The sequence below is a fragment of the Luteibacter flocculans genome (assembly GCF_023612255.1).
In the GTDB taxonomy this organism is placed as follows: domain Bacteria; phylum Pseudomonadota; class Gammaproteobacteria; order Xanthomonadales; family Rhodanobacteraceae; genus Luteibacter; species Luteibacter flocculans.
Genome location: NZ_CP063231.1, coordinates 3,956,716 through 3,970,304, shown reverse-complemented (window position 1 = coordinate 3,970,304; position 13,589 = coordinate 3,956,716). Strand labels below are relative to the sequence as shown.

At 64.1% G+C, this 13,589-nt stretch carries 5 protein-coding genes; all 5 read right to left on the bottom strand.

The features are described 5' to 3' along the window. Positions 1-9: 9 nt before the first annotated feature. The 5 genes from IM816_RS17195 to IM816_RS17175 all read right to left on the bottom strand — a co-directional run bounded on the left by IM816_RS17195 (position 10) and on the right by IM816_RS17175 (position 13,587). The gene (locus tag IM816_RS17195) at positions 10-1,008 is read right to left on the bottom strand and encodes an alpha/beta fold hydrolase (RefSeq protein ID WP_250339023.1); all 999 of its coding nucleotides are present in this window, start codon (positions 1,006-1,008) and stop codon (positions 10-12) included. 95 nt (positions 1,009-1,103) lie between these two features. Then, on the bottom strand, positions 1,104-2,954 hold the full coding sequence (locus IM816_RS17190) for a M1 family metallopeptidase (protein WP_250339022.1): 1,851 nt from the start codon (positions 2,952-2,954) through the stop codon (positions 1,104-1,106). Between the two features lie 75 nt (positions 2,955-3,029). Continuing rightward, complete coding sequence (locus IM816_RS17185) at positions 3,030-6,347, bottom strand: dermonecrotic toxin domain-containing protein (RefSeq protein WP_250339021.1); 3,318 nt, start codon at positions 6,345-6,347, stop codon at positions 3,030-3,032. Positions 6,348-6,467: 120 nt separating this feature from the next. After that, entirely contained in the window at positions 6,468-9,938 is a 3,471-nt protein-coding gene (locus tag IM816_RS17180; protein ID WP_250339020.1) for a dermonecrotic toxin domain-containing protein, read from the bottom strand. Positions 9,939-10,269: 331 nt separating this feature from the next. Continuing rightward, positions 10,270-13,587 carry a dermonecrotic toxin domain-containing protein gene (locus IM816_RS17175; protein ID WP_250339019.1) on the bottom strand — a complete coding sequence of 1,106 codons (3,318 nt, stop codon included), beginning with the start codon at positions 13,585-13,587 and terminating at the stop codon, positions 10,270-10,272. Positions 13,588-13,589 lie beyond the last annotated feature (2 nt).

Genomic DNA, 13,589 nt, shown 5'->3' with positions numbered 1-13,589 from the left:
GCGGCAGCCTCAGTGCGCCAATGCGAAGCTGGTGATGATCCGCGCCGTTTCGTCCGGCTTTTCCAGCATCGGCATGTGGTTGCAGCCGTTGAGCACCGTGGCGCCGATGGAGGGCGAGCTCTTGAGGCCGTTACGCAGGGTGTCGAGCGCGGACTCGTCGATGATCTTGTCCTCGCGGCACCACAGGCCCAGCACGGGCATGGCGAGCTTCCCGATCACCGGATCGAGCGCATAGGCCTGTGCGGGCTGGGTCAGTTCCGCGAACGTGTGCTCGATGAACGCATGGTCCTTCTCGTTGCGCTCGACGAGTGCATCTTTCAGGCGGCCCGGGATGGACGGCGGCGTGAGGTAGATGCGCGAGAGCAGCGCATCGAGATCGGCCCGGTCGTGGAGAAGAAACGGATCGCGACCGGCTTTCACGTCACGCACGAAGTCGTTTTCCTTGAAGCTGAGTCCCGCTGAGCTGACCAGCATCAGGCTGGCGACGCGCTCCGGATGTTGCTCGGCGTAGACGCCTGCTATCGCGCCCCCCATCGAATGACCGACCAGCATGAAACGCTGGGCCCCGACGGCAGCAACGAAGGCCTCCAGGCGCGTCGCCTGGGCGGGGATGCCGTAGTCGCCGTTGTCGTTGCGCGATGACTCGCCCCAGCCAGCGAGATCCGGGATCACCACATGGAAATGATCGGTCAGGCCCTTGGCTGTCTCCAGCCAGACTTCCTTGTTCGCCGCGAAGCCGTGCAACAGCACGATGGTCGGGCCGTCGCCGCCCTCGTAATACGACCACGTGGTATCCCCCGCGATCATCGTTTTCTTCTGCACGTGCGCCGACATCGCGAGGCGCGCGGCATCCGCCTTGAGCAGCAGGGAGGGTGTGAAGAGATAGACCAGGCCCGCGCCGACTCCCAGCACGAGCACCACCACCACGAGAAACTTCAATCGACGCAACAGCAGCCGCTGCCAGAGTGGCCGAGTGGTCGAGGTGACGGGGGATGGGGTATTGGCCATGGGGACGGAGCCTGGGCGGAAGGACGCCCCGCAAGATGCGGGGCGTCGCGGTGGGATGCAAGCGTTCTTTCGCGGCGGCGTTGCCGCAGACTGCGTTATTTCTTCTTGGGCGTGCCGGCGAGGATGCGTTCCACGGCCTGCTGAGTCATGGGGTGGTAACCGCTCTTCGCCTTGGCGTAGGTCGCCTTGGCGAAAGCCAGGCCTTCAGGCGTGCGGGCGAACGCGCGATAGACGGGGGTCGTCAGATACAGGCGACCAATCCGCGTCATGTGTTCGGCAGCAGCCGTCCAGACATCCTTGTCGCCCGCTGCGATCGCATGGGCGTACCAGCGCATGCCGATCTCAGCGTTCGGGGTGCCGGTGAGATGCCAGGCCGTATCGATCTCCTTGATCTTTGCCAGCGGCGTGACGTCCGGCAGGCGATCGAGGAAGTACATCCATTCCTGGGTGTTCCAGGTCTTGGCATCCAGCTTGTCGGCGGAGAGCTTGCCGGCAAGGAAGTCGTCGCGCTGGTGATCGATGCTATCGAAGCGTGGCGAAGACGGCAGCGGCGCGTCCTTCGGGATGCCGGGCTGCCAGATCCACGCGCGCGCCTCGGCCTCGCTCATCTTGCCCGGATACTTGTCGAGCAGATTGGCCTTCAGGTACGCGAACATCGTGTCGGTGTCGATGCTCTGAAAGGCGAAGTGCGCGAAGTAGCCTTTCAGATAGGCGTCGAAGTTCTCGCGACCGAAGCGCTGCTCGAGCGTACGCAGAAACCAGGAGCCCTTGTCGTATGCCACGGCGGACAACGCATCGTCCGCGCTGACACCACGCGGATCGGGCGTGAGTTTTTGCGAATTGGCGGGCATATCGCCGATGGTCTTCTGCAGTTCGCGCGCCGAAAGCAGCGCTTCCTCGTCGGCGAGCGGCTTGCCGTAGACCGCTTCCGTGATGCGGCCCTGCACGTAGGTGGTAAAGCCCTCGTTCAACCAGATGTCGCGCCATGCCGCGCTGGTCACGAGATTACCCGACCAGGAATGCGCCAGCTCGTGCGACACCAGCGACACAAGACTCTTGTCGCCCACCAACACGGTCGGCGTCGCAAAAGTCATGTTCGGGTTTTCCATGCCGCCGAACGGGAACGAGGGCGGCAACACCAGGATGTCGTAGCGACCCCAGGCGTACGGGCCATAAAGCTGCTCGGTCGTGGCGATCAGCTTCTCGGTGTCCTCGAACTCGTGGGCCGCCTTGCCGACGACGCTCGGTTCGGCATACACCGCGCTGCGCGGGCCGGTTTCCTTCACCGCCAGATCGCCGGCAGCGATCGCCAGAAGGTAGGACGGAATCGGATGGGGTTGGTCGAAGGTGAAGTCGCCATTGAGCGGATGCTTCGCATCGTTGATGGCGCTCATCACGACGCGTACGTCCTTCGGCGCGCTGACGTGCGCATCGTAGGTGAAGCGAATGGCGGGGGAATCCTGCAGCGGCACCCACGAACGCGCATGGATCGATTCGGACTGCGAGAACATGAAGGGTTGCTTCTTGTCCGCCGTCTGCTCCGGCGTGAGCCATTGCAGTCCGGAGGCTTCCGGCACGGTGGCGTAGGTAATGCGTACGCTGGCCGGATGCGCAGGGGCTTCAATGGTCAGTTTGGAGCCCAGTTCCTTGTCGCGCGGCGCCAGTGCGAACTTCAGCGGAGACGCCTTGCCCGAGGTGTCGAGCGACTCCACGCGTGCGATCTTCAGATCGCGTGTGTCGAGCACAAGATCTTTTGCGTGCGAATCCTTCCAGTCGAGCTTGAGGGTGGCGTTGCCTGCCAGTTCGCGCTTGCCGAAGTCCAGTTTGAGGTCGAGGTCCAGGTGAGTGACGCGGACCGCCTCCGGCTGAGCATAGGAGTGGGGATCGGCGGCGAAGGCCACGACGGGGAACGCCATGGTGAGGGCAAACACGGGAAGCAGACGCATCGCAGGGGATCATCCGGGTTGAGAAAGGCCCAGTATGCCATCGCCGTGCCGCCCTCCAAGCTCCCTCACGAGTCCCTAATCGAGTGCCGGCCTGCTGCTCCACTGTCTTGTGGAGGTAATCGCACCACGGACATTAAGGGCGGGTAGCACAGGTCCGCCGGTCTTCGCAGCGTGCGCACCCGATGTCAGCGTCGGCGGCCGAACCACATAAGTACCCTCGGCTGTGTTGGAGACTCTGTAGATCGTGGTTCCTGGGGGCAATTTGCTGGTGTCGAGTTCCAGCCAGGTGTCCATTTTCTTCTGAAAATTGCCGCCTCTCCGCCACCGGTTGTGGCCCGATATGGCGCGGGCAATCTGCTCCCGGGTGGCGGTCGCGGGGTCCATCGTGGTCACGTAGACGCCGGCAGGATAGTTGCGACGCCTGAGCGATTGATTCAGGAAATAGTCCGTCCGGATGCTGGCGAGGGAATCCGCTCGTGTGAAGTGGCGAACCGTCGCGGGCCAAAGGGAGCGATCGACCGGGATGAGGTCGTGGGTGCGGCCAGGGAGGCGTCCAGGCAGAGCCGCTTGCATCGAACGCGATGCGGCCGGTCGGGCCGTGGTGGTGGTCCGGGCAGCGTCGCTGGCGGCTTTCCAGTATCCGCTTTCGCTTTCGCGCATCGGAAGCAGCTGCGAGCGCCGCAGGGCCAGCGCCTGCGCCCCCTCGTAACTGCCTGTCTTCTGGATCAGTTGCCGCTCCATGGTCGCGAGTTGCTGGCCCGTCATGCCGCGCGTGGTGGGATCGTGCCGCGTGGTCTTGCGCAGGATCGCGGATAGGTCCGGCGGCCGGGCGGATGGGCTCCCACCGAGCAGACCCACGTTGCGGTTGAAGCGCCAGATACCGCTCGAATCCCTGACGACAGGGATGGCATACGCAGTGATCGGGGCACCAGGCCGCATAATTCGCCACGTCCCGTTGGCGCTATCGAAGCGCGCAGCGTACATCTCGCGATTCTGTTGGATATAGGGCTTCCCATCGATGTAATGGATGCCGCGTTCCACCGAGTGCGCCTTCGATGCATCGGCCGTCGAACGATAGGCGGCGGGGAATACCGTATCCGCATCGCGAAGCCGCTTGCCGGTCGCGCTCACGTTCCGTGACTGGTTCGCGGTGCGCACCATGATCGCGGGGCCCTTCAATGACTTGAGCGCGGGAAGTGACTTGAGTGCGGACAATGAATTGAGTGCGGGCAATGACTTGAGTGCGGGAATAGGAACGTAGTCGAGCGCGGCGACGTAGGCTTCGGTGAATTCGAGGAAGCCTTCTGAGTAGTCGCCCTCTTTGATCCTGTCATAGCCTCGCCAGGCGGCATTGAACGGTCTTCCTATGAATGCGGAGAACCGTCTTTGAACGCGTTCCACGTCAATGTCGGGAAACTCGTCGGCGAGCGCCGCGGAACTCGTGCGCGCAAAGGGTTGGATATTCCGCGTCATGACCGACAGGGCGGCATCGTATTGCGCCTCGAACACATTTCCTTCGATCGCCCTTTCGCCGAACAGATACGCCCTGCGAGGCCGTGACGGCGAGTCCGACGGCTGTGCAAATACCCAGCGGAACCGTTCGCTAGCGGCGCTTCGCGCGAACTTGCGGCCTCGCCGGCCCGCCTCCACGACCGCGGCATCGTTAGGCAGTCGATCCAGAAGATATTCGTCGAAGGCCGAGGAGTTGGAGAACGCGGCATTGGCCTCCGCGCGCGAGCGAAACTCGCGAAACGCAAGGCCGTCGGGGGCGTCAGGCGTGTAGAACACCACGTTGGGCACGGCAAGCTCCTGCTCCGCGCTTATCATCAGCACGTCATTCACCACGGCGCCGTTGTAGGTGATTTGACTGGCAACGATCGTGTGTCGCTCCACCTGCGCACGCAGTTGCGGCGAAGGCGAATCGACGATGGCCTTCACCCAGCTATAGCCCCGGTTCAGACGATCCGGCAGGAATTGATCGGACTCGTCCGGTAGATGCTGAGATACGTGGGCCTCGGCAAGGTCGAGACGCATGCGTGCGCGCTGCAGTTCGACGGAGCGTGCGCGGATGAGCTGGCCTCGGGACGAGGTTTTTAGGGTTGCGAGCAGGTAATCGTGGTACTTCAGCGCTATGTCGAGATCGCGAACCAGGTGCATGATGGCGCCGTGCGTGAGCGGTCGCGACAGGTTCTGCCCGTTCGGGCCGGTCGCCACCAGAAATCGACTGTCCAGGATGCTGATGTTCTTGAGGGCCAGATCAGTCAGAGAGACGGTTTCCAGAGGTGTCGCTTTCGTCAGGTCCTGCTCGACGTAGAACGCGTCCTTCGGCCATTTGTATGCAGATATGGTCACATCGTCCGGGTCGAGGGACAGCCCCATTATGGCAAGGCTCGCTTTCACAGCCCGATGCGCGAAATCGCGCAATGTCACGAGATTGGACGCCCCATCCTCATCGAACCCCTGGCTGTTCTCCAACTCGGCCTGATGCTTCTCTACGGCGTCCAGCCATTCGTTCTGCACATGCACGGGTACGGACGCCATCCGCTCTTCGAGAAGGGTCGCGGCAAGTCGCGCATTGCGTGTTCGGAGCAGCGAGGCGGTATCGAGCCATTCGCTCAGTTGGGGGATGGTCAGTGCATGTTGGCCGTCGCCGCCGGCATCGACAATGCCCTCTTCGACATCGGCCACGAGGTTGCGCAGGCGTTCCTGTTGTACTTCGAGGAGACGAGCCGTCATGGCGTCGAACGGATCGCCAACGATTTCGCGAGAATCCACTCGCAGGATGTCGTCGAACACGTGGCGGTCTTCGACCGGGACGACCGGGGGAGGCGTACCCTGTGCGATGTCGAGATTGACCCGATACTCGGTTTCCTCGTGGAGCTCGGCGAGCGAGCCGAAGGCATCCCACCCGCGCGCCGGCGTGAACAGCAGTGCGAGGTCCTGCATGCGTTCATCAGTAACGACGACCGCACCGATGTCCGGAGCGCCGTCGAGCAGCAACTCCGCGGCGTGCAGACCGGGAGGCAGCGAGCCGCCACGCGAACGCGCAAAACGCAGGGCAAGTTCGCCGGCCTCGGGTGTCAGCGTGCCATCGGCGACACGCAATACGGCCTCGTCCCGCATGAGCGAAGCCAATCGTGACGCCAGAGCAGCCGATCGCGGCACATCGGGACCGCCATCGGCGTTCGCCACCGATGCCGCCCAGAAAGCGTCCAAGGTGGTTAAGTAAGTCGCCAACGCGTCAGCGCTGCGCAATTCCGGAGTGACGGGAACAGCGGTCTGCTGATCGAGCAGCCATGCATGTGTGTCGACCAGCCGAGATACGGCGTCGATCGACTCCTGGTTCGTTCCTTGCGTGATGGCAGGGGGCGCCTGCGGGGGAAGCATGTCCATATGAGCTACCGTTGGGAATACGATGCGGGCCGGCAGTGGTTGGACCAGCCGCTCGTGGGGTGAAGGCGGAGAGGGTCGGAGCGAGTCGTTGCGCCGGAGCGCAACGACCGCGGGTCAGTCCTATCGGGGCAGTGATACGCCACTGGTCGGTGGGGCAGACGTCGACATCAGGTCGGTGTACCCCCATGTGAACTCGCCAGGGAGCAAGGTCATGTCCGCGCTGGCGGCGGCGCCGGCTGACGTTGTGCCATCTAGCGGCTGTTGGCGCAGGACGAAGGTGTTGTTGTTCGATCTCGGCACCAAGAGAAGCTGTGGGGGTGTTCCTCCACCTTGCCTCACTCGGGCGCCAAGCGGATCGAGCCTGATCCGTACCCATGCCTCGGTATTGATGCCCAGCTGCGCTACCGAAGGCTGTCGGCTGACCTCGTAAGGAGCCTGCAGGTAGTGCGACGACCTCGGTACCCTGAATGCGAGTACGCCCATGGTCTGGCCGTTCACTTGGGCTTGCGGGATGACGAGGCCCGGCGGTTTGAACGCTGCGGCGAGTTCGCGCCGCGACATAAAGACGTAGACGGTCTTTGGCCAATAAAAACCCTTTCCACGGACAGGGGCGTTGTGAAACCGCGTCGCAATCGTCTCCCACAGCTGCGTCTGTGTGCCGGCAATGGGCGAACCCACTGAGCGCGATGGGCCCGGGACCTGGCTTGCGCTACTGGTGCTTGCACTCGATGACCCGGAGGAGGGTTGCAGCGTGACTGGGCGCGGATTCTGCAAGGGCGCCTGTCGGCCGGCAGCGACAGCGACGTCCCAGGCATGAAGATGCGATGCATACACAGCAGCCGGTTGCACATTCATCGCGCGAGAGACCTGCAGCGCGTCATCGAAGCCCAATTGATCGAGCAGTTTGCCCAGCACCACGCTTCGCTGGTATTGCGATAGCGGCTGCAATTCAGGGGCGAGCGTCGCGGTATTGCGGAGGGTCGTGCTCAATGTGGTGAGCTGATCCATCGAGACATTGTCCATACCGCCGAGCAATCCGACGCGTCGGTAGTACCATTGCCCGCCGGGGAGGCGTTCGATGGCCGGGCCGGTGAAGGTGGAATCCGGCGTGCCTTTGTAGGTCAACCGCCAGCCATTGATGTTGGAATCGAAGCGCACCTGATAGAACTTGCCGCCCTGATGGATGAAGCGATCGACGCCGATGGTGTAGACGCCCGAGGCGGGCGCGGGGCCGGCAGGGGCACTCACGCCCTTGGCGATGAAGCGCTTCTCGAACACGGCATCGGGGGCCATCAGGGTTCGACCGCTATGGACGAAACCCTTGGCTTGGAAGGCATTGCGCACGTAGGAGCCGCCGATGGAGCGCGGTGAGCGGAAGGGGTGTGCGAGGAGCACGGCGGAGCCATAGGCCGTGGCGAAGGCCGAGAGGGCTTCGATGGATTCACCGGCCTTGACGTGGTCGTAGAAGCGCCAGGCCGCATTGGCGGTGTTGGGAATGCTCTGGATCGTGCCGACGACCACCTCGCGGGCGACGTTCAAAGGCAGGTTCCAGCCGATAACGACGTCGAACCAGCCGTCGACCTGGGCCCGAAGACTGGTCCGAGAAATGTGATGGGCGTTGCGCTTGGCCAGGGCAATGGTGGTGTCGTAGGCGGCGTCGAGAAAGGAGCCGGTCACCTCGCGCTCCTGGAAATTCTCGGGTATCTGCGTGCATTCCAGGCAGTTTCCGGTCCCGAGTACCCAATCGACGGAACGGCCGTTGAGCTTGACCGTCTTGAAATGGCGCTTCCCCTGGTCGTCGACCTCGGTGTACTCGGTCGGCAGGCGGTCGAGCAGATAGCTTTCGAAGCGGCGATCGAGGATGAATCGCTGGTTGAGGTCGTTCCAATCGTCGAACTCACGGAAGGCGATGCCGTCGGGTGCATCGGGGGTGTAGAGCACGACACGCGCCACCGCCTTGCGCTGGCGTGCGGCGATCATGAAGACGCCGGTCAGGGGCGAGCCCTTGTAGGTGAGTTGATGGACGACGATTTCGTGACGCTCGACCTTGGCACGCTGGGCCGGGTCGGGGTGATCGAGCACGGCCTGGACCCACTGGAAGCCGCGTTCCAGACGATCGTCCATGAACGAGCGGGGCTCGTCCGCATCGAAGTAGGACAGGCGGGCATCGGCGGCCTCGAAGCGCATGCGCGCCTTGAGCACATCCGACGCCAGGGCCCGCTGCAGGAGGCCTTCGGGGCTGCTGCCCAGGGCTTCGTCCAGATGTTGCGCGTAGGCGTTGGGCAGGTCCAGATCGCGAACGATCTCGCGCAGCGCGTCTGCGGAGATGTCGTCTCGTGGGGTTCCGTCGGCACGGACGACGGTCAAGCCATCAGTCGGCAGGGAGCTGATGTTGCGGAAGGCCAGTTCGATCAGCGAGAGCGTCTCGGAGGGGAAGCGGATGCCCTTGAGGGAGGTCTTCATGGTCGTTATCGTGCGGCGTGCATGGGCCACGTAGAGAGCCGGCGCCGGGATGTCGATGCCACGCTTCTTCAGCGCCTTGGTGAGTTCGGCTTCGGCAAAGGTGGCGATGGGGGGGATGACGTTCAGCTCATTCGCTTCTTGGATACTGTCGTTGAAGGCGAGGACAGCATCCTGCCAATGCTTGCGGATCTTGATCGGCTGCTTGTCCAGGCGCTCCTGATGGCGCACGGCGGCCAGGGCAAGATCGCGATGGCGCACGATGGCGTGTGTGTCGAGCAGTTGGTGCAGGTTGATGGCCTCCGGCAGGGAGTCCTGAAGATGCGTGTCGTCGAGTGCCAGGTCATACACGGTGGAGGCGCGCTCGCGCTGACGCGCGATGAGGCGGCGTGCCAACGTATCGAAGACCTCGCCGGTGATGGGGCGGGAGTCGAGGAAGGAGGCCTCGATGCGGGCCTTGATGGCATCGAGAACAGTGGTGGATTGAGCATCCCGTTGAGTTCCGGAGACGTCGCCGACGTTCCGGGTGCCGATATCGAGTTGTGTCTCGATCGCGGCCACGTTGGTATCGGGCAGCTCGTCCTGTTCCATCCGTGGGATGACGAGCGGTCCGGCGTCGCGATAGAGCGCATCAAGCGACTCGAAGACCTGCCAGCCGTTGTCGGGCATGAAGAGCAGTGCCAGCCCGGGCTGCTTGTCGTCCTCGACCACCAGTGCGCCGGCATAGGGTGTGGTGCCGACGAGCAGCTCGCGGGCGCGAAGGCCGTCGGGCAGAGCGCCGCCTTGGTATGGAAGGCGGGCGACGATCGCCGCGGCCTGGTCGGAGAGCGTGCCGTCGTTGTTCCGCAGGGCGGCATCATCGCGCGCGACTTGCCCCAGGTAACGAGCCAGGGCGTGGCGGCGCGACCGGGCAGGCTCGCCGGAGGCGTGCTCGACAGGGGTTTCCCAGAAGGTGTCCAGTCCCTTAAAAAAAGCCTCGCGACCGGCCACCGTGCGGGGCAGGTCCCAGAGCGCGTCCTGTTGATCGGTTAGCCATTGCTGGGCGTCGCGCATGCGTTGGAGCATGTCGATCGCGGCCTGGTTGGCGTGGGAAACGTGGGCGGGGGGCGCCTGTGGCGGAAGCATGTCCATATGAGCTACCTCTGGAAAGACTCCAGAAATTAGCTCGGCTTCGCCCTTGGTTATGCCGGTGGTAAACCGGACATCGTGGCGTCGAAGGCTGAGAATGCTGTACGAAGCCCCTACAGTGAGCGATCCTGGATTTTGTAGGCGGTGGATCGCGACTGTCAGGGATCGCTAAGTTCCGTCTCCCTCCGGGCGAGGGAGATCGGGTGGCCTGATGGTCCGTCGTGGTGGACGCAGTGCGTCCCACCCGCTCCGTATGCGCCAGTCCTCGCCCGCCAACCGGAAGGCGAGGACTGGCGGGCCTTACAGGCCGCGCAGCGACGCAAGCCATATCGGCCTACTGCGTATAACCCCAGGCGTGCTCGTTGGTGCGGAGCACAAGCCGTGTGTCGTACATCCATGGCGAGTGACCCGGCGTGGTCTGGCGAAGAAAAAAGGCATTGCCGCCGCTGTCCGGTACGCTGAAAAGTTCCATGACGGGCCCGGCAGGCGTGCTTGCGCGGTTTGCGACCTGCTGGAGGTTGATGCGTACCCAGGCGCCATGACTGCTGGCGAGCGACGCATTTGGATTCCTGGTACCGATCACGCCTGGCGGTAGCATGGATAAAGGCATATCAGGCGTGAGCGTATAGGCGGTGACACCGACAAGGTGATTTCCCACGCGGGCTTGCGGAAGCGCAACGGTGGTGGTGCCGAGCGATGTCTGGAGCTCCTCGGGCGACAGGTAAACATAGGCCTCGTTCGGCCACTGCGCGCGTGGGATACGGGGTGGGACCTGCACAAAAAACGGTGCTGGTCCCACCATGGTCGTCTCTCCGATCGGACGTGCGCTCGGTGCGGCCTGTGATCCACTCGAGCTCCCTTGGCGCACGCTCGAAGTCCCCGCTCTGGGCGGTGGCGGTAGCGGTAGCGGGGAGGGATTCAGCGGCGGAGCCCTTCGGCCCGCGTCCACAGCGATATCCCAGGCGCGAACCTGCGCCGGAGTCAACATGGCGGGCTCCACGTTCATCGCGCGGGCAACCCGCAAGGCGTCATTGAAAGGCAGCTGGCTTTGCAGGCTTCCCAGGACCACGCTGCGCTGGTATTGAGTCATCGGCACCAGGGCCGGGCTCATGGTTTCAGTATGGGTAATGGTCTTGGCCAACTCGGTGGCCTCAGCCGACGACAAATGGTTCATGCCGCCGAGCAGCCCGACGCGCCGGTAATGCCAACTGCCGTTGGCCAGGCGTTTGATGGCGGGCCCGGTGAAGTTGGCATCCGGCGTGCCTTTGTAAGTCAACCGCCAGCCGTCGATGTTGGGATCGAAGCGCACTTGATAGAACCGGCCGGCGTGGTGGATGAAGCGATCGTGGCCGATGGTGTAGACGCCTGACGCAGGCGCGGGGCCAGGGGGTGCGGTCACGCCCTTGGCGATGAAGCGTTTCTCGAACAGGGTGTCGGCGGCGGGCAGCGCGCGCCCGCTCGCTACAAGAACCTTTCCGTTGAATGCGGCGCGCACATAACGGCCGCAAGCGGCAGGCACCTGGGTGACGAGCGGCAAGACGTTCAAGGCGTTGACGTAGCCGTCGGTGAAGGCCAGGAAGGCTTCGGGCGATTCACCGGCCTTGACGTGGTCATAGAAACGCCAGGCGGCGTTGGCGGTGTTCGGGACGCTCATGACGATGCTGGTGCCCACCTCGATACCTAGATTGAGCACTATGTGAGAGCTTCTAACGGCCGAGATCCATGCATCGAACTGGGCCTGCTCACTCGTACGGGAGGCGTCGTAGGCGTTGCGCTTGATCAGCGCGATGGTGGTGTCGTAGGCGGCATCGAGGAAGGAGCCGGTCACTTCGCGCTCCTGGAAATCCTCACTCCACTGGGTGCAGTCGCCGCATCCTCCCAGGATCCAGTTGAGGGAGCGGCTGCCGTTGAACTTGAACCTCTTGACGCGACGCTTGCCCCTGTCGTCGAACTCGCTGTACTCGGCCGGCAGGTGCTCGAGCAGATAGTTTTCGAAGCGGCGATCGAGAAGGAAGCGCCGGGTAAGGTCGGCCCAATCGTCGAATTCGCGGAAGGCGATGCCGTCGGCCGCACCGGGGGTGTAGAGCACGACCCGGGCCACGGCTTTGCGCTGGCGTGCGGAGATCATGAAGACGTCGGTCAAGGCCGAGCCCTTGTAGGTGAGCTGATGGACGACGATCTCGTGGCGCTCGACCTTGGCGCGTTGGGCCGGGTTGGGGTGGTTGACCACGGCCTGGACCCATTGGAAGCCACGCTCCAGGCGATCGTCCATGAACGAGCGGGGCTCGCTGGGGTCGAGGTAGGACAGGCGGGCATCGGCGGCCTCGAAGCGCATGCGCGCCTTGAGCGTATCCGCGGCCAGGGCACGCCGCCGACGGCCCTCGGGGCTATTGCTCAGGGTCTCGTCCAGGTGACGCGCGTAGGCGTTGGGCAGGTCCAGATCGCGGACGATGTCGCGCAGCATATCCGCGGCGATGTCGTCTCGCGGCGAGCCATCGGCATGGATGACGGCCAAGCGATCGGTCTTCAAGGAGCTGATGTTGCGGAAGGCCAGTTCGATCAGCGAGAGGTTCTCGGTAGGGAAGCCTTGAGAGAGGGTCGCGATGGGCTTCTCCGCCGCGATGCGCTTATGGGTCACGTACACGGTGTGTGCCGGGGCATCGATGCCGTGTTTCTTCAGAGCCTCGTTGAGTTGGGCTTCGGCAAAGGTGCGGACGTCGGCGGGCGCATCGAACACGTCGACCGCATCCGCCTGTCGCCAACTGTCGCGGTAGGCGGTGGCGGCCTGCTGCCACTGTTCGCGGACCTTGGCGGGCTGTCTGGCCAGGCGTTCCTGATCGCGCTGACCAGCCAGGGCGAGGTCGCGGTGGCGCACGATGGCGTGGGTGTCGAGCAGTTCGTGCAGGTTGATCGCCGCCTGCAGGGGATCCTGCAGATCCTTGTCGGTGAGGGCGCGGTCGTACGCGGCGGCAGCACGCTCGCGGTGGCGTGCGATGAGGCGACGCGCCAAGGTGTCGAGGACCTCGCCGGTGAGCGGGCGGGAGTCGAGGAAGTACGAGTCGAGATGGGCCTCGATCACGTTCGCGTCGACACCGGGCAGTTCGCCCTTGTCGGTCAGCTGCCGGCGGAAGCGCTCCTCGACCTCGCGGTAGAGCATGTCGAGCGAATCGAAGACTCGCCAGCCGCTGTCGGCCAGGAAGAGCAGCACCTGGCCGGGCTGGCGATCATCCTCGACCACGAACGCACCGGCATAGGGCGTGGTGCCGACGAGCAGCGCGCGCGCGCGCAGGCCGTCGGGCAAGGAGCCGTCCTGGCGCGGAAGGCGGGCGACGATCGCCGCAGCCTCCGCGGAGAGCGTGCCGTCGTTGTGGCGAAGGGCGGCATCGTCGCGTGCGGCCTGCCCCAGACGCCGGGCCAGGGCCTGGCGGCGGGACGAAGCGGGTTCGCCGGCGGTGTGTTCGACCGGGGTTTCCCAGAAGGTATCCAGTCCGGCGAGAAACGCATCGCGACCGGCAAGCGTGCCCGGCAACTCCCAGAGCGCGTCCTGCTGATCGGCGAGCCATTGCTGGGTGTCGCCCATGCGCTGAAGCATGTCGACCGCGGCCTGGTTGGCGTGGGAAACGTGCGCAGGCGGTGCCTGCGGGGGAAGCATGT

Bases quoted from the DNA above. Each gene is read 5' to 3' on its own strand.
- IM816_RS17175 (WP_250339019.1), bottom strand. From the start codon at position 13,587: ATGCTTCCCCCGCAGGCACCGCCTGCGCACGTTTCCCACGCCAACCAG.
- IM816_RS17180 (WP_250339020.1), bottom strand. From the start codon at position 9,938: ATGGACATGCTTCCGCCACAGGCGCCCCCCGCCCACGTTTCCCACGCC.
- IM816_RS17185 (WP_250339021.1), bottom strand. From the start codon at position 6,347: ATGGACATGCTTCCCCCGCAGGCGCCCCCTGCCATCACGCAAGGAACG.
- IM816_RS17190 (WP_250339022.1), bottom strand. From the start codon at position 2,954: ATGCGTCTGCTTCCCGTGTTTGCCCTCACCATGGCGTTCCCCGTCGTG.
- IM816_RS17195 (WP_250339023.1), bottom strand. From the start codon at position 1,008: ATGGCCAATACCCCATCCCCCGTCACCTCGACCACTCGGCCACTCTGG.